This is a genomic window from Akkermansia muciniphila (assembly GCF_018709685.1).
Lineage (GTDB): Bacteria > Verrucomicrobiota > Verrucomicrobiia > Verrucomicrobiales > Akkermansiaceae > Akkermansia > Akkermansia muciniphila_E.
This window is the reverse complement of record NZ_JABDHQ010000002.1, coordinates 190,818-211,132: the sequence shown is the minus strand read 5'-3', so window position 1 is coordinate 211,132 and position 20,315 is coordinate 190,818. Positions and strand designations below refer to the sequence as shown.

Annotated in this window: 17 protein-coding genes; 7 read left to right on the top strand and 10 right to left on the bottom strand. The window is 60.0% G+C overall.

What is annotated here, in order from left to right; translation table 11 throughout:
- Nucleotides 1-61: 61 nt before the first annotated feature.
- Genes rlmN through HHJ06_RS02305 form a run of 7 tightly spaced genes read right to left on the bottom strand, consistent with a single transcriptional unit; the run spans nt 62 to nt 6,659 of the window.
- Entirely contained in the window at nt 62-1,150 is a 1,089-nt protein-coding gene (gene rlmN, locus HHJ06_RS02335) for a 23S rRNA (adenine(2503)-C(2))-methyltransferase RlmN (RefSeq protein ID WP_215427210.1), read from the bottom strand.
- Nucleotides 1,151-1,166: 16 nt separating this feature from the next.
- Nucleotides 1,167-2,015, bottom strand: coding sequence for a signal recognition particle-docking protein FtsY (gene ftsY / locus HHJ06_RS02330; protein WP_215427208.1), 849 nt, complete (start codon nt 2,013-2,015; stop codon nt 1,167-1,169).
- 15 nt (nt 2,016-2,030) lie between these two features.
- Entirely contained in the window at nt 2,031-2,924 is an 894-nt protein-coding gene (nusB, locus tag HHJ06_RS02325; RefSeq protein WP_215427207.1) for a transcription antitermination factor NusB, read from the bottom strand.
- A gap of 32 nt (nt 2,925-2,956) precedes the next feature.
- A complete protein-coding gene (gene ribH / locus HHJ06_RS02320; protein ID WP_215427205.1) occupies nt 2,957-3,445 on the bottom strand; it encodes a 6,7-dimethyl-8-ribityllumazine synthase in 489 nt (162 codons plus the stop codon).
- A gap of 22 nt (nt 3,446-3,467) precedes the next feature.
- Nucleotides 3,468-4,670, bottom strand: coding sequence for a bifunctional 3,4-dihydroxy-2-butanone-4-phosphate synthase/GTP cyclohydrolase II (locus HHJ06_RS02315; protein ID WP_215427202.1), 1,203 nt, complete (start codon nt 4,668-4,670; stop codon nt 3,468-3,470).
- 20 nt (nt 4,671-4,690) lie between these two features.
- Entirely contained in the window at nt 4,691-6,370 is a 1,680-nt protein-coding gene (locus HHJ06_RS02310) for a glutamine--tRNA ligase/YqeY domain fusion protein (protein WP_215427200.1), read from the bottom strand.
- 13 nt (nt 6,371-6,383) lie between these two features.
- The gene (locus HHJ06_RS02305; protein ID WP_215427198.1) at nt 6,384-6,659 is read right to left on the bottom strand and encodes a hypothetical protein; all 276 of its coding nucleotides are present in this window, start codon (nt 6,657-6,659) and stop codon (nt 6,384-6,386) included.
- A gap of 234 nt (nt 6,660-6,893) precedes the next feature.
- Here HHJ06_RS02305 and HHJ06_RS02300 point away from each other — a divergent pair, with 234 nt between their 5' ends.
- Together HHJ06_RS02300 and HHJ06_RS02295 are read left to right on the top strand one after the other, a co-directional pair.
- Nucleotides 6,894-8,414 (top strand): HEAT repeat domain-containing protein, encoded by a 1,521-nt coding sequence (locus tag HHJ06_RS02300; RefSeq protein ID WP_215427197.1) that lies wholly within the window; start codon nt 6,894-6,896, stop codon nt 8,412-8,414.
- A 336-nt stretch (nt 8,415-8,750) separates the two neighbouring features.
- The gene (locus HHJ06_RS02295; protein WP_215427195.1) at nt 8,751-10,712 is read left to right on the top strand and encodes an MFS transporter; all 1,962 of its coding nucleotides are present in this window, start codon (nt 8,751-8,753) and stop codon (nt 10,710-10,712) included.
- A 168-nt stretch (nt 10,713-10,880) separates the two neighbouring features.
- Here HHJ06_RS02295 and HHJ06_RS02290 read toward each other — a convergent pair whose 3' ends face one another.
- The 3 genes from HHJ06_RS02290 to rpsU all read right to left on the bottom strand — a co-directional run bounded on the left by HHJ06_RS02290 (nt 10,881) and on the right by rpsU (nt 13,607).
- Nucleotides 10,881-11,942 (bottom strand): ankyrin repeat domain-containing protein, encoded by a 1,062-nt coding sequence (locus HHJ06_RS02290; protein ID WP_215427193.1) that lies wholly within the window; start codon nt 11,940-11,942, stop codon nt 10,881-10,883.
- A gap of 50 nt (nt 11,943-11,992) precedes the next feature.
- Entirely contained in the window at nt 11,993-13,273 is a 1,281-nt protein-coding gene (gene hemL, locus HHJ06_RS02285) for a glutamate-1-semialdehyde 2,1-aminomutase (RefSeq protein WP_215427191.1), read from the bottom strand.
- Between the two features lie 82 nt (nt 13,274-13,355).
- On the bottom strand, nt 13,356-13,607 hold the full coding sequence (gene rpsU, locus HHJ06_RS02280; protein ID WP_215427189.1) for a 30S ribosomal protein S21: 252 nt from the start codon (nt 13,605-13,607) through the stop codon (nt 13,356-13,358).
- A gap of 228 nt (nt 13,608-13,835) precedes the next feature.
- On the opposite strand from rpsU, the gene HHJ06_RS02275 reads away from it, so the two are divergent.
- The 5 genes from HHJ06_RS02275 to HHJ06_RS02255 all read left to right on the top strand — a co-directional run bounded on the left by HHJ06_RS02275 (nt 13,836) and on the right by HHJ06_RS02255 (nt 20,224).
- Nucleotides 13,836-15,326, top strand: a complete 1,491-nt coding sequence (locus HHJ06_RS02275) for a PfkB family carbohydrate kinase (protein ID WP_215427187.1) — start codon at nt 13,836-13,838, stop codon at nt 15,324-15,326.
- Complete coding sequence (gene gmhA / locus HHJ06_RS02270; RefSeq protein WP_215427185.1) at nt 15,323-15,892, top strand: D-sedoheptulose 7-phosphate isomerase; 570 nt, start codon at nt 15,323-15,325, stop codon at nt 15,890-15,892. Before HHJ06_RS02275 ends, gmhA begins: the two co-directional genes overlap by 4 nt.
- Nucleotides 15,882-16,388: a D-glycero-alpha-D-manno-heptose-1,7-bisphosphate 7-phosphatase gene (locus tag HHJ06_RS02265; RefSeq protein ID WP_215427183.1), complete on the top strand. Its 507-nt coding sequence runs from the start codon at nt 15,882-15,884 to the stop codon at nt 16,386-16,388. The genes gmhA and HHJ06_RS02265 overlap by 11 nt, the downstream gene beginning before the upstream one ends.
- Before the next feature lie 36 nt (nt 16,389-16,424).
- Nucleotides 16,425-16,910, top strand: a complete 486-nt coding sequence (locus HHJ06_RS02260) for a hypothetical protein (RefSeq protein ID WP_215427181.1) — start codon at nt 16,425-16,427, stop codon at nt 16,908-16,910.
- A 320-nt stretch (nt 16,911-17,230) separates the two neighbouring features.
- Nucleotides 17,231-20,224 carry a beta-N-acetylglucosaminidase domain-containing protein gene (locus HHJ06_RS02255; protein WP_215427179.1) on the top strand — a complete coding sequence of 998 codons (2,994 nt, stop codon included), beginning with the start codon at nt 17,231-17,233 and terminating at the stop codon, nt 20,222-20,224.
- The last annotated feature ends 91 nt before the right edge of the window (nt 20,225-20,315 follow it).

Genomic DNA, 20,315 nt, shown 5'->3' with positions numbered 1-20,315 from the left:
ATAACCGGAGACTCCGGGCAAAATAAATACTGCCCGCAGTTCAGGAAATTCGGAGAAAGGTTCAGGCGCGGCAGCCGGGGGAGCCTTCGTTATTTTCCTTTTCCTTCCTCAGTCTCAACTGGCCGCAGGCGGCGTTGATGTCATGGCCTTTTTCATACCGCATGGTGACGGGGATGCGCGCTTTGTGGACGGCGTCCCGGAAGGCGCGGCAGCGGCCTTCCGAGGGGCGTTCCCAGGGAAGCCCCTCCACGGTGTTGTACGGGATGAGGTTCACCTTGGCATGCAGCTTTTTGGCGATGCGGACAAGTTGGGACGCATCCTTCAGGGAGTCGTTCACGTCCTTGATGAGGATGTATTCCAGCGTGGGCATCTGGTTCCTGTCCCGCCCCCATTCCTCCAGCGCGGGAATGAGCTGGGAGAGGGGCCATTTTTTGTTGACCGGCATGATCTGGTCCCTTACCTCGTCCGTGGCTCCGTGCAGGGAGACGGCCAGGCGGATTTGCCGGGGATAGGCAGCCAGTTTTTTCAGTCCGGGAACGAATCCGGAGGTGGAGATGGTGATGTGGCGCGCTCCTATTTCCAGCCCCCGGTGGGAGGTGATGATTTCCAGGGCGTCCTCCAGGTTGTCAAAGTTGGAGAGCGGTTCCCCCATGCCCATGAAGACGAGGTTGTTGACCCGTTTCCCGGCGATGGTTTCCGCAGAGAGGATCTGGCCGATGATTTCTCCCGTAGTGAGGTTGCGTTTAAGCCCCAGCAGGCCGGAGGCGCAGAATTTGCAGCCGAAGGCGCAGCCTACCTGGGAGGAGACGCACAGGGTGATGCGGTCCGATTGCTCCCCGTCTTCCGCAGCGGCGGCGGGGATAATGACGGATTCCACCAGGCTGCCGTCTTCCATTCTGGTGAGGAATTTCCGCGTGGTGTCCGCGGAACCGTGGATTTCCACGATTTCAGGAGAGTGGAAGCGGAAGTTTTCCGCCAGCAGGGTTCTGAGTCCCGGGGAAAGGTTGGTCATGGCGTCAAAGGAGGTGACGCGCTTGCGCCAGACCCAGTCCATGACCTGCTGGACGCGGAATTTGGTATGGCCGTGTTCCGTCAGGAACGCGAGCAGCTTTTCCTCCGTCTGGGCGGTAATGAGGGGGAGCGGGGGCATGGGAGCGGAGGGCCCGTTACAGCAGGGAGTCTACGTAGCGGTCCCGGTTGAAGGGTTCAAAATCTTCTGCGCCTTCGCCCGTCCCCAGGAAGGCCGGGGAGATGCGCATTTCATCCATGATGGCTACGGCCACGCCGCCTTTTCCGGAGCCGTCCATCTTGGTGATGATGACGGAGTCCAGAGGGGTGGCCTTATGGAATTCCCTGGCCTGGGCCAGGGCGTTCGCGCCCGTGGTGGCATCCACCACCAGCAGGGTGCGGTGGGGCGCGGACGCATCCTGCTTGGCAAGGGTACGGCGGATTTTGGAGAGTTCCTCCATGAGGTTGTGGCGCGTGTGGAGACGCCCCGCCGTGTCGCAGATGAGGTATTGGAATCCTTCACGGAGGGCCTGCGTGTGGGCTTCATAGCACACGGAGGCCGGGTCCTGGTTGTGGGCTCCCTTGTAGATGGGAATACCCAGCTTGTCCGCCCAGCTCTGGAGCTGTTCCACGGCGGCGGCGCGGAAGGTGTCCGCCGCGGCCAGGAGGACGCGGGAACCCTGTTTTTGGAGCAGGTGGGCCAGTTTGGCGGCGGAGGTGGTTTTTCCCGTTCCGTTGACGCCCACTACCAGGATGACCAGCGGCCTTCCTTCCGGAGGGGAGGGCAGGGACGGAGCGGCGGCCGGAAAGGCCTGGCGGAGAACTTCACGGGTGGCTTCCACCAGGTTTTCCGCATCCAGGCCCTTGCTTTCCCTCAGTTGGTCCGCAATGGTCATGGCGCGCCTGATGCCGATGTCCGCTGTGACCAGGTCCGCTTCCAGTTCGTCCCAGTCTATCTTGGCGCCGCGGGAGAATTTGGTGAAGAGTTTTTTGAAGAATCCAGCCATGATGCAGGGGTGGGGTTACGCCGGGCGTTCCGTTTTTGAGATGCCGGCCAGCACGCCGTTGATGAAGCGGGGGGATTCCGCGGAGGAGAAGCGTTCCGCCAGCCGGATGGCTTCCGAGATGACGATGGGCGCCGGAAGGTCCTTGCGGTGCAGGAGTTCGTAGGCTCCCAGCCGCAGGATGGCGCGGTCAATGGCGCTGACGCGTTCCGGGGTGTAGTTTTCCAGCGTGGCGTTGATGGCGGCGTCCAGTTCGTCCCGGCGGCGCAGGATTTCCTCTCCCAGGGTTTTGGCTTCGCGGTAGAGCCCGTCCGCATCCTGTCCGGCTTCCACCACTTTTTTCATTTCCGCCAGGGAGGGGCGGCCGTCCGGGTGGATGAGGCAGTTGATGCGGTCGTTGATTTCCTGGAGCTTGTTGCAGGAGGAAATGAGGGCCCCCCAGACACTGCCGTAAGCCGGGAAGTCCTTGAGGGCGTCCAGCAGGCGGCGGCGCATCTGCATGAGGGTGGTGTTAAGTTCCTGGGCGGCGTCACAGGCGGCGGAAAGCGTGCCCCTGTCGTTGGAGGGGTCTTCATGCAGGGCCTTTTTCAACTGGAGCAGGGAGGCGTTGAATTCCCCTTCCTTGACCAGAAGGTCCTGGAGCTGGTCGCGCACGGGCAGGGTGAGGGGGTCATGCTGGAGCTTGTCTGCCGTTTCCCGGGCACGGGTGACGAAGAGGCGCAGTTTGTCCGGATAGTCCCGGGTGAGGTGGCCGGAGACGGCCTTGGCCTTGAGTTTGCAGTAGTCCCCCCGGAAGGGTTCCATCAGGATGTCCCAGATGCCCTCGTCCTGTTCCTGCTCCGTTTCCGGAGCCTGGGAGGCGGCATAGAGGTATTGGATGGCTGCTTGTCTGATTTGGTTGCGTGAGAGCATGGCGGTAGAGAAGAGAATGGAGAGAACGGGCCTTATTGACGGGAGAGGGAGTTGAGGAAGAGTTCCGCCATGCGGGCCGCGGTGCGCGCCGCTTCCCGCCCGCGGTTAAGCTGGGAGGCGATGCAGCGGGCAAAGGCCTGCTTTTCATCATTCAGGAGCAGGACTTCATGAATGACGGGGGTGGTAAATTCCAGTGCCACCTGCATGAGGGCCTGGGTGATGGTGGAGCCGATGAGGTCCGCATGGTCCGTGCTGCCGCGCAGGATGACCCCCAGGGCCACGACGGCGTCAGGGCGTTTTTCCGGAGAGCGGGAGAGGACGGATTTGATGGTCACCGGGATTTCAAAGGCGCCCGGAACGCGGATGATTTCCAGCCGCACGGCCGGGAGCACGGCTTCCAGCTCTTCCGAGCAGTTGTTTACCAGGGCCTGGGTGTATTGCTCATTGTATTCCGAAGCGACGATGCAGATTTTGGCGCGCGTGCCTGTGGGACGCTGGCGGGGAGGAAGTTCCGTGGACATGAAGGGATGGGCGGGGATAAGGTTACAGAATATGGCCCAGCTTGCATTTTTTGGTAGCCAGGTATTTGCTGTTTTGCTCGTTGGGAGGGATAATGAGGGGGACCTGTTCCGTTATTTTAATGCCGAAGCCTTCCAGGCCCACAATTTTCCGGGGGTTGTTGGTCAGCAGGCGGAGCTGGTCCGCCCCCAGGTCATGCAGGATCTGGGCGCCGATGCCGTAGTCGCGCAGGTCGTCCGGATAGCCGAGCTTGAGGTTGGCCTCCACGGTGTCCAGCCCCTGTTCCTGGAGTTTGTAGGCATGGAGTTTTGCCGCCAGGCCGATGCCGCGGCCCTCCTGCCGGAGGTAGAGCAGCACGCCGCCTTCCTGCGCAATGCGGCGCATGGCGGTATGGAGCTGGCTGCCGCAGTCGCAGCGGCGGGAGCCGAAGACGTCCCCGGTAAGGCATTCGCTGTGCACGCGCACCAGCGTGGGCTTGTCCGGGGAGATTTCCCCGTGCACCAGGGCCAGGTGAAGGGCTCCGTCCAGATGGGATTCGTAAAGATGGCAGGTGAATTCTCCGTAGTCCGTAGGCATTTTGACGGTTTCCACCAGGCGTATCTGCTTTTCCTTGGCCCGGCGGTATTCAATGAGCTGGGCTACGGTGCAGGCTTTCAGGCCATGTTTTTTCTGGAAGCCGCCCAGGTCCCCCGTCCGGGCCATGGTGCCGTCTTCCTTCATGATTTCACAGCACACGCCGGCAGGCTGGAGGCCCGCCATGCGCACAAGGTCAATGGTGGCTTCCGTGTGGCCGGCGCGGCGCAGCACCCCGCCGGGAACGGCGCGCAGCGGGAAGGTGTGGCCGGGCTGCACGAAGTCGTTGACGGTGGCCCTGGGGTCTGCCAGCGTGCGGATGGTCAGGGAGCGTTCCGCGGCGCTGATGCCCGTGGTGATGTCATGGGCCGCGTCTACGGAGACGGTGAAGGCCGTGGACATGTTTTCCCGGTTGACGGAGGTCATGAGCGGGAGCTGGAGAGCGTCCGCGCGTTCCGGGGAAAGCGGGGCGCAGACAAGGCCCCTGGCGTGGGTGACCATGAAGTTGATGGCTTCCGGAGTGGCGAACTCGGCGGCAATGATGAGGTCCGCTTCGTTTTCACGGCCGGGATCGTCCGTGACGATGATCATCCGTCCCTGCCGGATTTCTTCCACGGCTTCGTCAACAGTGCAGAATTGAAGTTGATTGTCCATATGAGGGAATAGAAAGGAGGTTATTTTTGCTTTTTGGCCCAGGAGTCCTTGAGAGCCACCGTGCGGTTGAAGACGGGGCGCTGGCCGGGCACGTGGTCCCTGCGGTCCGCCACAAAGTAGCCGAGGCGTTCAAACTGGCAGCGGAATTCCGGCTCCGCAGCGCCCAGGGAGGGTTCCAGCTTGGCGTTTGTGATGACGGTCAGGGAGCCGGGATTCATCACGGAGAGGAAGCCTTCTTCCGCCGCATCCGGGTTTTCCTCCGTGAAGAGGCGGTCATAGATGCGGATTTCACCGTCCACGGCGTCTCTGGTGCTTACCCAGTGGATGGCCGCCCGGCACTGGATTCCTTCCGGAGGGTTGGAGCCGATGGTGCCGGGGATGTGCTCGCAGAGGATTTCCGTGATGTTGCCGTCCGCATCCTGCCTGTAGTCCGTGCAGGTAATGCAGTAGCCGCCGCGGAGGCGCACCGTGCGGCCCGGGGCCAGGCGGAAGTATTTTTTGGGCGGGTCCAGCATGAAGTCGTCCCGTTCAATCCAGACTTCCCGGGTGAGGGGAATCTGGCGGCTGCCTTCTTCCGGTTTTTCCGGGTTGTTCAGCACTTCCGCCATTTCCTCCGCGTCTTCCGGCAGGGTGGTGATGGTGACCTTGAGGGGGTTGAGGACGGCCATGCGGCGCGGCGCGTTGGCGTTCAGGTCTTCCCTGACGCTGTATTCCAGCAGGGCCACATCCGTGAAGCCGTTGAATTTGGTGATGCCTATGGTCTGGCAGAAGTTCCGGATGGCGGCGGGCGTGTAGCCCCGGCGGCGCATGCCGGAGACGGTGGGCATCCGGGGATCGTCCCAGCCGGTGACGTGGCCTTCCTGCACCAGCTGGAGCAGCTTGCGCTTGCTCATCACGGTGTAGGTGAGGTTGAGCCGGGCGAATTCCGTCTGGCGCGGACGCGCCGGCACGGGGCAGTTTTCAATCACCCAGTCGTACAGGGGGCGGTGGTTTTCAAATTCCAGCGTGCAGAGGGAGTGCGTGATGTGCTCGTAGGCGTCTTCCAGCGGGTGCGCAAAGTCGTACATGGGGTAGATGCACCAGGTGTTGCCCGTGTTGTGGTGTTCCGCAAACATGATGCGGTACAGCACGGGGTCGCGCATGTTCATGTTGCTGGAGGCCATGTCTATTTTAGCGCGCAGAATGGCCTTTCCTTCCGGAATTTCCCCGTTTTTCATGGCCTGGAAGCGTTCCAGGTTTTCCTCTACGGAACGGTTGCGGTAGGGGGATTCCACGCCGGGCACGTTCACGTTGCCGCGCTGGGCGCGTATTTCCTCTACCGTCTGTTCATCCACGTAGGCCAGTCCCTTGTTGATGAGGGCCACGGCGCATTCATGGAAGAAGCCGAACATGTTGCTGGCAAAGAAGAGGTTCTTCCCCCAGTCAAAGCCCAGCCAGCGGATGTCTTCCTGGATGCTGTCCACATATTCCTGGTCTTCCTTGCTGGGGTTGGTGTCGTCAAAGCGCAGGTGGCAGCGCGCGCCCGGGAATTCCTGGGCGATGCCGAAGTTGAGGCAGATGGATTTGGCATGTCCGATATGGAGGTAACCATTGGGTTCCGGGGGGAAGCGGGTTACCGGTGCCTGATGCTTGCCGGAGGCAAGGTCATCAGAAATCATATCGCGGATGAAATCTCGGCGTTCGGCAGGCTGCAATGACATGGCGAAAATTCTACTACCAAAATCCATCTTCTGCAAGTGTGTTCACTCGGAATGACATGAGGCGGAACGGGGCGGATAAGAAGTGTTTTTTATCTTTTGCCGGAGGGTTCCGGTCATAAAATTTAAATAATTTCCATGCAGGTATATTTGGGAATGTGCATTTTTCATGAAGATGGATAAAAAATCCCCAGTCTTTCGCTAGGAAAAGGCGCAAGCCCGTTCCGCGGGGTGTTTGCAGAATGCGGCGGACCGGTTTGCTCGCATGGAAAATATTGTTTTTAAGCGGCATGGAGGAAATTTAAAGTGGAGAATGCAAACGGCGGAAACCCTGCGGAGGAAGAAAGCTGTTGAAAGGGAGTTTAATGGAGCAACCTTGAAAATTTATGCAGAATATCCGGCAAAAGGAAAGTTTGGAAGAGAGGTATTGCAAAAGAATCAAAAACGTGCATATTTGGCTCACGTGAATCTGAATTGTCCACAGTGCAAACGACATATCAATGTTCCTTCCTCCGCGGAGGGTTCGATGGTGAATTGTAGCAAATGCGGCCATGAGTTTCTCTGCGACAGGGAAAAGCTGATCCCCAAAAAACCTTTCGCCAAGGCGAAGAAGGCCATTTCCGTCAGTACCCCCAAGGACCGGCGGGAAGTTATTCAGAGCGCGTTGATGGAGACGGGGCTGATTCAGTTGATGTGCCTTTGCGCGTCCCTGGTCATTGCCGCCGGCTGTCTCTGGCTTTTTTACAATGCGTCTTCCGAGATGGACGGAACCTCATTCCTTTCCATGCTGCAGCAGCCCCAGCAGAAGGCGTTCGCCCTGTTTTTCGCCTGTCTGGCCGGGGGGCTGATGGCATGTGCCGGGCGGAGGCACAAGATTGTTTTCATCCTGCTGGGCTTTCTGGTCGCCGGGGGCATCGCTTCCCTGCCTTTCGCTTATCCGGTGAAACTGAACCCCTCCCTGCGTACCGGCAGAGAACATGTTCCCCAGCCTGAGGAGGAAGATGTTTCCGGCTTTACCGGCATGGGCTGGGAACAGGCGGCCGGTCCGGCCGCTTCCGTACAGAATTATGGGGAAGGGGACCTGAAACCGTTGTTTGCCGCCATTGACCGCAAGGAAGACCAGGGAGTGCTGGGCGCGTGGGTGGTCGGGGTGAACGGAGCCAACCGGGACATGGTGAAGGCGTATTTGAAGAGGATGACCCAGTCCGAGGACGAACCTATTTTTTACGACCGCAAGGGAACGGGGGGCGGGTTGTTCGTAATTACCCCCACTCCTATTACGTTCAAGGAGTTTGTGGATGTGGCCTCCAAGATGGGGAAAGTGACCTTGCAGGACAAGGAACGCTTTTTTGTGGAAGTGGTGCTGAACCGGGACAAGTTTGAAGCCCGGCCCGCTTCCGCCGCATTGCAGGATGAACGCCACCAGTATTTCGTGCTGGCTAATTTGAAGGAATTGTCCTGCCTGGATATCCGGCGCGTCATTGCCGCGGCCAAGCGCCTGGCGTCCGTGGAGCCTGACCGGATGCGCCCTGAAGTTTCCGCCAAGTTGGTGGAGCTTCTCCGGGAGCCGTGGGGCCGTGATGCGGAGTATGTGACCGCGCTGGCCTCCGCCCTGGTGGTGTGGGGCCGTCCGGAGGATGCGGAGGCCCAGCGTGTGGTTTATTATGTAGCCACGGAGCTGAAGAAGGCGGATTGTGATATTCCGGCTTCCCTGGTCAGGTTTTTGCTGCACGGTCCGGAAAAGAAAAACTTTGCGCTGCTTCTGGATGAGTGGAAAAAGGACCCGCAGAAGTGGGAGGAGGAGTGCAAGGCGGCAGGCCCCACGGGGGAAGCGGACATCATCCGCCTGATGAATGAGTCCGATGATTTTGTGCTGAAGCGCTCCGCCGCCCGCATTTTGGGAGAAATCGGTTCGGAAGCTTCCCTTTCCGCGCTCAAGGCCTTCACCAGGGATACGGATAATGAATTGCGCTTGTGCGCGGAATTGTCCGTGAACCTGATTGAAAAGCGGCTGGGGATAGATTCTTCCGGCAGGGCCTCCCAATAGGGGGGGCTGCTCCCTGAAGCCGGGGTTCTCCGGATGAATACGGGACAGCGTGTTTTTTATGCGCTGTCCGGTGTGTGGAAAACTCAAACGGGCCTTTTAGGTGTGCCCCGGATGGGCGGCGGATGAAGAAGGTTTTTTCCGCTGTTTATCCATAAAAGGAAGAAGAACTTGAAGGGAACTGGTTTAAATAATCGTTCTTTTTTTATCACGCCCGCCGGTTTTCCGTGTGGTATTTCCGCTGTTTGAATGCATTTCACGGGAAGAAAGTTGTTTTTGTCCCGGAAGCGTCTCTTTTTTGGTTGCGGAGAAAAGCCAATTTACTAGAATGCAACGACCATGACAGACCAAGAAAACATGAAGGCCGCCGTTCCGGATGCGGCCAGGCGATACATGCGCTACCTCCTTATCATGGCCGGTTTGGGCGGCCTTCTTTATGGTGTGGACGTCGGCGTGATTGCTGCGGCGCTCCCCTACATTGAGCAGACGGCTGGCTTTAATCCCTCCCAGCTTTCCCAGGTGGTGGCGGCCGTGCTGTTCGGCAGCGTGCTTTCTTCCCTGTTTGCCGGGTACCTGGCCGACAAGATGGGACGCAAGGCGTTGATTACCGTAGCCGCCGCCCTGTTCACGGTGAGTATTCCCGTGATCTGCCTGTCCCAGGAGGTGTTCGGCATCATGCTGCTGGGCCGTATTCTCCAGGGCGCCAGCGCCGGTATTGTAGGCGTGGTGGTTCCCCTGTACCTGGCAGAGTGTTTAAGCGCGGAGTCCCGTGGCAAAGGAACGGGGATGTTCCAGTTCCTGCTGACGGTGGGCCTGGTGTTTGCCGCTGTAGTCGGCTTGCTTGCCGCCAGTTATGTGGGCGGTGTGGAAAATTCCGGCGCGAGCGAAGAAACGCTGACTTCCGCCAAGATTTTTGCGTGGCAGGCCATTTTCTGGGTTTGCGCCGTTCCCGGCCTTTTCCTGTTCTTCGGTTCCTTCCGTTTGAGCGAATCCCCCCGTTACCTGTTCCGCCGCGGCCGCAAGGATGAAGCCATGGCCGTGCTGGTGCGCAGTTACGGAGATGTGCGCGCCAAGGAGGTATTTGATGAGATGGTCCATATTGAAGAGGAAGAGAAGCAGAAGGCTGAGGAGCTCAAGAAGCAGAGTTCTTCCGGTGAATCCCTTCTTCAGCGCAAGTATGTTTATCCCTTTGTTCTGGCAGTCCTCGTCCTGGCCTTTACGCAGGCTACGGGTATCAACTCCGTGCTGAACTACTCCGTGAAGGTATTCCAGCAGGCTGGCCTGGAAGGCACTACCGCCAACTGGGCAGACTTCACCATCAAGGTGGTGAACTGCCTGATGACCATCGTCGCCATGGTTCTGGTGGACCGCAAGGGCCGCAAATTCCTGCTCAAGATCGGCACCGCCGGCATTGTGGTGGGCCTTCTCGGCACCGGTTTCCTGTTCAATAATGTGGAAAAAGCCCGCAAGGACGTGACCACGGACGTGGCCGCCCTGCTGGCCGCCCAGAGCCCCTCCGTCCAGAAGGAGTTTGAACAGGGCAAGGACGTGAGTTCCATCCGCACGCTTCAACTGGAACGCACCCCTGATTCTCCCTTCGTCAAGGACCTGCTCGCCAAGAACGACATGGGCGACAAGGACATCAACAGGATGCAGCTCATCATCACCTATGACCAGCCGGAAGCCAATCCCGCCTGGTACCAGTTCCTGATGGGGTCCTCCACCCAGCTTTCCGTGGTGGAATTTGCCGAGCTGACCAAGGATGTCAAGGACATCAAGAAGGAAGAGGACAAGGCTTCCCTGGCCCTGATCAAGGCCGTGCCGGATTCCACCAACAAGATGGTGGTGAACGGCAAGGACGGCTATGCCATGAAGCCCGTTTCCATCCTGAAGGCGGAACTGGGTGAAAAGCCGGATACCACCATGGGCTGGGGCGTGACCGCGTTCTTCATTATCTTCATTGCGTTTTACGCTACCGGTCCCGGCGTGTGCGTCTGGCTGGCCCTGTCCGAACTGATGCCCGCCCGCATCCGTTCCAACGGCATGGCGATTGCGCTGCTGATCAACCAGCTTGTTTCCACGATCATTGCCGGCTCCTTCCTTCCGTGGGTGGGAAGCTGCGGCTACTCCGGCGTGTTCTTCACGCTGGGCGGCATTACGGTGCTGTACTTCATTACGGTGACCTTCTTCCTGCCTGAAACCAAGGGGCGCTCCCTGGAAGAGATTGAAGGCTACTTCACGACAGGCAAGATGCCGGAAGATCTCAAGATGATCGGCGAAGGCATTGAAGCGGAGGAATAACGGCCTCCCGTGTTTTTCAAAGCCGCCTCCCATGGCCGGGGGCGGCTTTTTTCATGTCCCGGGATGATGGCGGCCGGCCTCCGGCGTTTTCCCTGGCGGATTATTGTTGTAAGGGAACTGGCGTTTTCCCTTTTGAATGGGCGCGGGTCCGGGACGTGAATAGTGCGGTCAGCGTGCGCCGTCCGCCTTTTTCCGGTTGGCCTGCCAGTTTTTAATGGCTTCCGCAATGGGGGGATACCCGTTTTTCATGTGGAAGTCATAGGCTGTCTGCCCGTCATCGTTGCGGAGGGCGGGATTGGCGCCGTTGTCCATGAGGCAGACGGCTATTTCCGGAGAATTGCAGGCCATCAGCGGCGTCAGGCCGTCCACGTCCGGCTGGTTGGGGTCCGCTCCCGCCTTAATGAGGAGTTCAATGAGGGGAATGAGGCGTTCCGCCGGTTTTTCCTTGGTGCAGACCAGGTGCAGGGGAGACTGCTTGCTTTCAAAGAAACGTTCGTTGACGTCGAATCCGGCCTTGATGAGGCGTTCATAAATGGCCGGGGAAAGACTGAGGAAGCCCACGCCGCGCGCCTGGGCGTTCAGCCTGCGCTTGAGGTCAGGGGAACCTGCGTCCAGCAGGGCCAGGGCTATTTTTTCCTGTCCGGGGTCGGAGTCATTGAGGGCGGCGGAGTACATGAACGGGGTGACTCCCCACGGTCCCGGCTGGTCCGGGTTGGCTCCGTGCTTGAGCAGGGCCTTCACCAGCGGCAGTCTGTCTTCCGCCGTGGAGTTCATGTAAAGGCCTGACAGGCATGCCCAGGTGAGGGGAGTGTCCCCCGGTTCCTTCATGCCGTCATGCATGAAGATGGATTGCGCATTGACGGGGGCCCCGGCTTCTATCATCCGGATGGCTAATGGGTTCAATCCCAAGGCAATGCAGAGATGGAGCGGGGTGTTGCGGTCCGGAGCCTGAAGCAGGAGGTTGCCCGTCTGCCGGAATTGCTCCAGCATCCGGTAGCAGTTGAGGATGGAGTGGAATTCTTCCTGCGCCTCCCCGGGGTACATGATTTCCAGGGGCCAGGAGTCATGCAGGAAACGGAGGGTGAGGCCCAGCAGGCTTTCACTCCCTGTTTTGATTTCCTGTTTTTCAGCCTCCGTGAGCTGGATGGTCCTTTCCTCCGCTTCCGCCAGGGGGGCGGCTGCGATGGCTGCTGCTGATACAAGCAGCATGGACCCCGTCATTTGTCTCATGGCATCCTTATAGGGCAAGGAAAGTGGCCTGTCACTTCAAATCAGGGGCATTATCCCAGTTTGGAGAGGCTGGCGCGGACGGCTTCCACCGTACGGTCAATGTCTTCCTCCGTATGGGCCGTGGAGATGAAGCCCGTTTCATACGGGGAGGGGGCGAAGTAGACGCCCTGTTCCAGCATGTTCCAGAAGAAGGGCTTGAAGAGTTCCTTGGAGGCCTTTTGCGCGGTGTCCAGGTCATAGACCTCCTCTTCCGTGAAGAAGAGGCAGAACATGGAGCCCGCGCGGTGGAAGGTGTAGTTTTTTCCGTGTCTCCGGAGAGCTTCCCTGATGCCTTCCTCCAGGCGCGCGCCGAGCTGTTCCAGGCGGTCATACGCGTTCCCGTTCAGGAGCTCCCGGAGCTGGGCCAGGCCCGCCGCCATGGCGACCGGGTTGCCGGAGAGGGTGCCCGCCTGGTACACCGGGCCGAGCGGGGAGAGGCAGTCCATGATTTCCGCCCTGCCGCCGAAGGCTCCCACAGGGAGGCCACCGCCGATGACCTTCCCCATGCAGGTGAGGTCCGGCGTGATGCCGTAAAGCTGTTGCACGCCGCCGGGCGCGACGCGGAAGCCCGTCATGACTTCGTCAAAGATGAGCAGGGAGTCGTAGCGGAGCGTGACTTCCCGCAGGAAGTGGAGGAAGCCGTTCTGCGGGAAGTAAAGCCCGGCGTTGGCCGGGAAGGGCTCCAGGATGACGGCGGCGATGTCGTTCCCATGGAGCTCAAAGGCTTTCTTCACTGCTTCCCGGTCATTGTAGGGGACGGTGATGGTGAGCTGGGTCATCTCCCTGGGAACGCCTGCGCTGTCCGGCTCCCCGAAGGTGAGCGCGCCGGAGCCTGCCGCCACCAGCAGGGAGTCCACATGGCCGTGGTAGCACCCGATGAATTTGATGATTTTGCGGCGTCCGGTGTAGCCGCGCGCCAGCCTGATGGCGGACATGGTGGCTTCCGTGCCGGAGTTCACCATGCGCACTTTTTCCACGGAGGGCACCATTTCCGTGATCATTTCCGCCATATCCACTTCCGCCGGAGCGGGAATGCCGTAGCCCAGCCCCCTGTCCACGGCGGCATGGACGGCGTCCATGACGGGCTGCGGGGCGTGGCCCAGGATGGCCGGGCCCCACGTGCCGATGTAGTCAATGAGCTGGCGTCCGTCCGCGTCCGTGATGTACGCGCCTTTGGCGGACTGGACAAAGAAGGGGTCGCCGTCCACATTGCGGAAGGCTCGGACGGGGGAGTTGACGCCGCCTGGGATGACGGCGCGCGCGCGGGAGAAAAGCTGGGCGGACTGATTCATGTGCTGAGGGAAGCAAAAAGGGCAAACCTTGAGAAAGGGTTGCCCTCATTGAAATGGGTTCTATTCCCGAACCAATACTGATTTAAGCTTCAGGAGCGGAAACGGGAGTTTCAGTAGTTTCGGGAGCTGCTTCTTCGCTCCTGTTGCTGTAACGCCACTTTACTTTGTTGCGCTTGCTGGCGGAACGGGCCTTGCGGCGGCGTTCGTCCATCGGGGTTTCAAAGGCGCGGCGGCGGCGCATTTCATCCAGAATGCCTTCAACATCCAGCTTGGTTTTAAGGCGCTTGAGAGCGCGGTCGATAGGTTCACCTTTTCTTACGGTAACTTCACGCATGATTTGTTTTCCTTTTTCTATTCGTCCGGGAACGGGAGACAATACGTAGTGCTTTCCTGCTTACAGGTCAAGATTTTTATCATGGCTGACCCATTTTTTGTCTCTGAAGAAAGGGTTCCGGCGTCCGCAGCGGGGGCGGACGCCCGCATGATGCGTTTTCCTGCTCCGGAACGGGCTTCAACTGTCCTTGCCTTACGGTATGGGGCATGGTAGAAAAGAACGTCTCCCATGAACCGCCTGCACACATTGATTGACGGATTTCCCCGGGTGCGGATTCTCTGCATCGGGGACGTAATGCTGGACAAATTCCTGTACGGCAGCGTCAGCCGGATTTCCCCGGAGGCTCCGGTTCCCATCATGAAGATGGACCGGGAGACGCGCATGCTGGGCGGTGCGGGCAACGTGGTGAGCAACCTGTGCGCGCTGGGGTGCGGCACCACCTTTGTCAGCGTGGTGGGCAATGACGGCCACGGACGGCAGGTGCGGCGTTTTCTGGAAGAGACGTGCTGCGTTCCGGAGCTGGTGGAGTGCGAGGGGTATGAGACGACCGTGAAGATCCGTTTTGTGGCGGGCAAGCATCATTTGCTGCGGGCGGACCAGGAGCAGCCGCTGCGGATGGTTCCTGAGCTGGCCGCCCGTTTTCTGGAACGGGTGGACGCCTGCCTGCCGGAGGCGGACCTTGTCCTTTTGTCCGATTACGGGAAGGGCCTGTTTGACGGGGAAACCACCCCCGCCGTGATTGCCCGGTGCCGGGCGGCGGGCAAGTCCGTGATCGTGGACCCGAAGGGGGCGGATTATTCCCGCTACAGGGGGGCCACGCTGGTGAAGCCGAATATGAAGGAGTTCCAGGAGGCGACGGGCGTGGCGCTGAATCCCTCCGTGCCGGGCTGGGAACAGGCGGCCATGGAAGGAGCGCAGCGGCTGTTCACGGAGTTCGGCATTGAGAACCTGCTCGTCACCCTGAGCGAGCACGGCATGATTTTCATTCCTTCCTCCCATCCCGCCGATTTTGTCTGCATTCCCACGGAGGCCCGCGAGGTGTTTGACGTGTCCGGAGCGGGGGATACCTCCCTGGCCAGCCTGGGCGCGGCGCTGGCCGCCGGGGCCACCGTGCCGGAGGCTCTGGTGGTGTCCAACGTGGCCGCCGGAATCGTGGTGGGCAAGTTCGGCACGGCCAGCGTGACCGGACCGGAACTGAAAAAGGCCCTGGAGGAGAAAGCCCGGAAGGCTCCCTCCTGGCACCACCGGAACAATATCCTGACGCCGGAGGCGGCAGCGGAGCTGGCAGACCGCTTCCGCCGGGAAAAGAAGGTGGTGGGTTTTACGAACGGCTGTTTTGACCTGCTGCATCTGGGGCACCTGCATTCCTTCATGAAGGCGCGGGAAGCGTGCGACGTGCTTTTTGTGGGGCTGAATACGGATGCCTCCATCAAGCGGCTGAAGGGGGAGGACAGGCCCATCAATAACGAGGAGATGCGTTCCCTGCTGCTGGCTTCCCTGGATTTCATTGATTACGTGGTGCCGTTTGACGAGGATACGGCCCTGCCGCTGATTGAAAAGCTGCGCCCGGACGTGATTGCCAAGGAGGGCTACCCGCTGGAACGCTGGCCGGAAGGGCAGTACGTGAAGTCTTACGGGGGGCAGGCGCTTGAATTGCCGCGCCTGGAGGGATTTTCCTCCACCAATATCATCAACCGCATGAAGAACAGTCCAGAATGAGCGAGTACATCAGGAATCAGATTTTAGGGATAGCGGATAATTTCAAGGCCCTGTCCGCCATGGCCGGGGAGATTGAACAGGTCGCCCGCGTCTGCGCGGATACCCTCAAGGCCGGGAACAAGATCATGTTCTGCGGCAACGGCGGGTCCGCGGCGGATTCCCAGCACCTGGCCGCCGAGCTGGTGGGCCGCTACAAGCTGAACCGTCCCGCCATGAATGCGCTGGCCCTGACAGTGGATACTTCCATCCTGACCGCCGTGGGGAATGATTACGGGTATGAAACGGTCTTTTCCAGGCAACTGGAGGGAGTGGGCCGTTCCGGTGACCTGCTGGTGGGGCTTTCCACGAGCGGCAACAGCCGGAACATCGTCCTGGCGATGGAGCTGGCGCGCCGCATGGGTGTCAGGACCGTGGCCCTGACGGGCCAGGGCGGCGGGGAGATGAAGGCCTGTGCGGATTTCTGCATTGCCGTTCCCTCCCACGCCACGAACAACATTCAGGAGATGCACATTGCCGTGGGCCATCTGGTTTGCGAGCTGGTGGAGCAGGAAATGTATGGCGCCTAAAGCTCTGTTTCTGGACCGGGACGGCGTAGTGAACGTGGATGGCGGGTACGTTCACCGCAGGGAGGATTTCCAGCTGGTTCCCGGCATTCTGGACCTTTGCCGGAAGGCGCGGGAAAAGGGGTATCTGGTCATTGTGGTGACCAACCAGTCCGGCATAGGCCGCGGCATGTTTACGGAAGAGGATTTCTCCCGGCTGACGGAGCATATGAAAGGCGCGTTCAGCGCCGCCGGGGCGGAGATAGCGGGTGTGTTCCACTGTCCCAGCGTGGATGACGGCCATCCTGACCGGAAGCCGAATCCCGGCCTGTTTTTGAAAGCTGCCGCGGCATACGGGCTGGATATGGCGGCCTGCGTATCCGTGGGCGACCGGGAGCGGGACATCCAGGCGGCCCTTTTCGCCGGGGTGGGCCGTAATTTCCTGTTTTCCACCGGGGATGCGCCGACTGGCGCTACGGCCCGCGTCAAGACCCTGGATGAAGTGGCTGCGTGGCTGTAGGCGGAGATGGGCTGCTCCGGACATGACCCGTCAAGGATGGCCCGTCCAGTTTTTTTCGTGGCTGGCCGCGTATTTATTCCCAAAGCGTTACGGCCATGCTTCATTCTTGAAAGAAAGCTTTACATGGGCGCGGATACCGTCTATAGGTCAAACAGTATGAAACCCTTGCTGCCCATCCTATCCATTGCATTGTGTTCCGGTGTATGCGCCGTTGTTCAGGCCGCAGATGCGGAATTGCCACAGCGGCTGGAAAAAAGAGAGGCCCGTGCCCGCATTACTTATGAAGGAGGAGACGGCTCCAGCTTTGAAAAGGCCGTCGTCATTGTTGGCGCAAAGAATTCCATGGATGGAGTTCCTGCCGAAAGGAAATGGCTTGAGAAAAAATACAGGGATTATGAGAAGCTCAAGCAGGCGCTCATGGAGCATGAAGGCAAGTTCTTTGACGTGATTACGATCAAGACGAAAAAAGGCAGGGAAGTGGTCGTCTATTTCGATATTTCCGGTTTCTTCAGTAAAAATTAAAGAGAATAATATTATTCCCGTTATTTCCTTATCCGGCCTTTCCGTTCCGCGGAGCGCCTCCGGTTCTTTTTCCCCGCCTCACGAATGGAGTTTTCCTGAGGCGGGTTTTATTGTCCGGAACCGGAGCCCCCATAAAAAACGGGAGAGGCGGACGGGATATCCGGAACTGTCCGGAAGGGCAGCCGCCTGCGCAAACGATTCATCAGCCGGGAGAAGCCGGGGGAAGTAATTTGACATACGGGAGGGGCCCTGTTAGAAATGAAGCGATTGGTCCGTAGTTTCGTGGACTTGTCCTGCACAGGCTTTTTACTTTTGCACATATGAACCTGATTTCCTTCCGATCCATGGCGGCGGTCACAGCGCTTGGGGCCAGCCTTGCCCTTCCGGTGTTCGCCCAGTCTTCTTCCCCTGCCTCTTCCGCCGCGCCTGCGGCCTCCCGCGCCAAAAAGGCGGCCGGGATGCCGGTGTATCCCATTCCGCAGAAGATGACCCGGAGCGGCGGTTCCGTGACGGTTCCGGCCCTGAAGCTGTCGGGCGCGCGGGATGAGCCTACCGTGAATGCGCTGAAGAGCATGTTTTCCATCACCCCGAACGGGCTGCCCGTGCAGATGTCCATCATCAAGGGGAGCAAGAAGGCCGCCGGAAATGTTCCGCAGAAGGCCGGGGCCTATTCCCTGAGCGTAACCCCCCAGGGCATCCGGATGACGGGGTATGATGATGAAGGCCTGTTTTACGCGGCCCAGACGCTGCTTCAGCTGGCGGAGAAGACTCCTTCCGGCGTGACGGTGCCTGTGGTGGAGGTCCTGGACTGGCCGGACGTTCCGTTCCGCGGCACCATTGAAGGATTTTACGGGCTGCCCTGGGGGCAGGAGGGGCGCATCAGCCAGTTCAAGTTTTACGGGAAGTACAAGATGAATACGTACATCTACGGCCCGAAGGACGACGTGTTCCACGGTTTTTCCAAGCGCTGGCGCGAACCGTATCCCGCAGACATGGCCAAGGACCTGAAAGAGCTGGTGAAGGTCGCCAGGCAGAACAAGGTGAATTTTGTCTGGGCCGTGCACCCCGGCGCGGATATTCACTGGGGGGAGGCGGACCGGAAGGCCGCCGTGAAGAAGTTTGAGATGATGTATGACCTGGGGTTCCGTTCCTTTGCGGTGTTTTTTGACGACATCGGCGGGGAGGGAGCCAAGCCGGAGGGCCAGGTGGAGTTCCTGAATTACCTGAACAAGGAGTTTATTCACAAGAAGCCGGACGTGACTCCGCTGATTGTGTGCCCCACGGCGTATTCCGGCGGCGGGGGACGTTACCACGAGGTGATGGGGGAACATCTGGACAAGGACATCGGCATTATGTGGACGGGGTCCGGAATCGTGAGCGACATCAAGACGCCGGCGCTGAAAGGGATCAACAAGTATCTCCAGAGGCCCGCGTTCATCTGGTGGAATTTCCCGGTGACGGATTACGTGCGCCACGCCCTGTTCCTGGGACGCACTTATGGCGTGGACGCGGACGCGATGCCGTTCATGCAGGGGTTCGCCTCCAATCCGATGGACAAGCCGGAGGCCTCCAAGATTTCCCTGTTCAGCGTGGCGAACATGACCTGGAATGCCAAGGCGTACGATTCGGACAAGACGTGGAAGGACAGCATCCGCATCCTGTTTCCCGGCTGCGCCTCCGCCATGCAGACGTTTGCCGACCATAACAGCGACGGGGGGCCGAGCGGGCACAATTACCGCAAGGAGGAGTCCGTGGAGATCGCTCCCGTGGTGGAAGAGGTGCTGGAGCTGTGCCGCCGCGGCGGCAAGGTGTCCGAGAGCAAGGCCTTTGACCGCCTGAAGACGGAGTTTGCCAGGATGGCGCAGGCGCCGGACGTGATCCGGGCCAAGGCGAATAATGCCGCCTTCATCGCGGAAGTGGAGCCGTGGCTTGTCCAGTTTGAGTCCCTGGGGAAAGCCGGGGTGAACAGCATGCAGATGATTGAGGCCACGGAGGCGGGCAATGCCTCCGGAGCGCTGAATTACGCCATGGAGGCCGCGTGCCTGCTTGCAGAGATGCAGCGTTACAGCAAGGAGATCAGCAAGGCCATCAACAAGCACGTGACGGAGGTGACCAAAAAGAGCTCCCAGTGGCAGACTGCCGTGAAACCGTCTGAACTGGTGATGGCCCCCGCCGTGCGTGAGCTGCTGGACATGGGCTCCACCCCCGTGCTTTCCCGCGTGAGCGGGCAGTCCGTGGGCCGCGTGAAGCCGTACGTTTCCACCAAGTCCAAGGGAGGGATTGAGAAGATGCTGGATGACGATCCCGAGTCCTATTATTACTGCAAGGAGGTTCAGAAGAAGGGTGACTTTTTTGGCGTGGACCTGGGCGCGCCGCGGGAAATTCGCAACGTTTCCATCGTGATGGGCCGCAATGATTCCGATAAGGACGCGGTGAACAAGGGCCAGCTGGAGGTGTCCATGGACGGGCAGTCCTGGTCTCCCCTGATGCCGGAGTCCTCCGGGGTGCGCGTGGAGTACGAGGGCCGCGGCAAGAAAGGCCGCTTTGTGCGCTACCGTGCTACGGTGCAGGGCGTTCCGGGAGGAAAGTCTGACGTGTGGACGGCCATCCGGGATTTCAAGGTGAATGCCCCCGCCGCCCCTTCCGTGCTGACGGACGCGCCGGCGTTCAAGACCGCCGTGGTGGAAGCCGGGGACAAGGATATTTCCCTGAAGCGCATCATGGAGGTGCATCCCCTGCCGCCGAAGAAGTCCCTGGGGCTTCAAATTCCGGCGGGGGCGTCCGTGGAGTCCGCCTCCGTCAACCTGAAGACTCCGGACCTGAAGTGGGCCAGGATGTACATTTCCATGGACGGGAAGTCCTGGACGGAGGTGCCGCTGAAGGCGGACGGTTCCGCGGAGATCGGCGGCGTGATCAAGGGCATCCGGCTGGTGAATGCGGGCTCCTCCCCTCAGGAGGTGACCCTGGAAGAGTTCAAGCTGAATCTTGCCAACAAGGGCGGCAAGTCCGCGGATAACGGGGCGGCCGGGGATTTCAACCTGGCTACGTTCCTCCCGGTGGAATTGTCTCCGGAGAAGGTGGAGATTCCGTGTGATTCTCCGCGTGCGAATGCCGCCATCGTCCTGTCGGACGGGAAAGAAGCGTCCGTGCTGGCTTGCGGGGCCGACGGGCGTTGGGTGCCTGTGGGCAACCTGGCCAAGGGGAAGAAGGTGAGCACGTTCAGCCTGAAATCCGTCAAGAAGCCGGTGAAGGCCCTGGGCCTGACCGGGAAGAAGGGGAGCTCCGTCAATATCTTTGAAGTGATCTGGAAGTAACTGGTCCCGGGCGGGCCGCCGGGTATGGCGGCCTCCCGCGGGTTGATGCCCGCTGGCGCCGGGCGGCTGTTTCCTCCGTGGAATGGCCGCC

Excerpts from the sequence above, each read along its gene's own strand:
- HHJ06_RS02310 (WP_215427200.1), bottom strand. The coding sequence starts at position 6,370 with ATGTCATTGCAGCCTGCCGAACGCCGAGATTTCATCCGCGATATGATT.
- HHJ06_RS02305 (WP_215427198.1), bottom strand. The coding sequence starts at position 6,659 with ATGCCGCTTAAAAACAATATTTTCCATGCGAGCAAACCGGTCCGCCGC.
- nusB (WP_215427207.1), bottom strand. The coding sequence starts at position 2,924 with ATGCTCTCACGCAACCAAATCAGACAAGCAGCCATCCAATACCTCTAT.
- HHJ06_RS02300 (WP_215427197.1), top strand. The coding sequence starts at position 6,894 with ATGGTGAATTGTAGCAAATGCGGCCATGAGTTTCTCTGCGACAGGGAA.
- gmhA (WP_215427185.1), top strand. The coding sequence starts at position 15,323 with ATGAGCGAGTACATCAGGAATCAGATTTTAGGGATAGCGGATAATTTC.
- HHJ06_RS02275 (WP_215427187.1), top strand. The coding sequence starts at position 13,836 with ATGAACCGCCTGCACACATTGATTGACGGATTTCCCCGGGTGCGGATT.
- rpsU (WP_215427189.1), bottom strand. The coding sequence starts at position 13,607 with ATGCGTGAAGTTACCGTAAGAAAAGGTGAACCTATCGACCGCGCTCTC.
- ribH (WP_215427205.1), bottom strand. The coding sequence starts at position 3,445 with ATGTCCACGGAACTTCCTCCCCGCCAGCGTCCCACAGGCACGCGCGCC.
- HHJ06_RS02255 (WP_215427179.1), top strand. The coding sequence starts at position 17,231 with ATGAACCTGATTTCCTTCCGATCCATGGCGGCGGTCACAGCGCTTGGG.
- HHJ06_RS02260 (WP_215427181.1), top strand. The coding sequence starts at position 16,425 with ATGGCCCGTCCAGTTTTTTTCGTGGCTGGCCGCGTATTTATTCCCAAA.
- rlmN (WP_215427210.1), bottom strand. The coding sequence starts at position 1,150 with ATGCCCCCGCTCCCCCTCATTACCGCCCAGACGGAGGAAAAGCTGCTC.
- HHJ06_RS02265 (WP_215427183.1), top strand. The coding sequence starts at position 15,882 with ATGGCGCCTAAAGCTCTGTTTCTGGACCGGGACGGCGTAGTGAACGTG.
- HHJ06_RS02295 (WP_215427195.1), top strand. The coding sequence starts at position 8,751 with ATGACAGACCAAGAAAACATGAAGGCCGCCGTTCCGGATGCGGCCAGG.
- HHJ06_RS02315 (WP_215427202.1), bottom strand. The coding sequence starts at position 4,670 with ATGGACAATCAACTTCAATTCTGCACTGTTGACGAAGCCGTGGAAGAA.
- ftsY (WP_215427208.1), bottom strand. The coding sequence starts at position 2,015 with ATGGCTGGATTCTTCAAAAAACTCTTCACCAAATTCTCCCGCGGCGCC.
- hemL (WP_215427191.1), bottom strand. The coding sequence starts at position 13,273 with ATGAATCAGTCCGCCCAGCTTTTCTCCCGCGCGCGCGCCGTCATCCCA.
- HHJ06_RS02290 (WP_215427193.1), bottom strand. The coding sequence starts at position 11,942 with ATGAGACAAATGACGGGGTCCATGCTGCTTGTATCAGCAGCAGCCATC.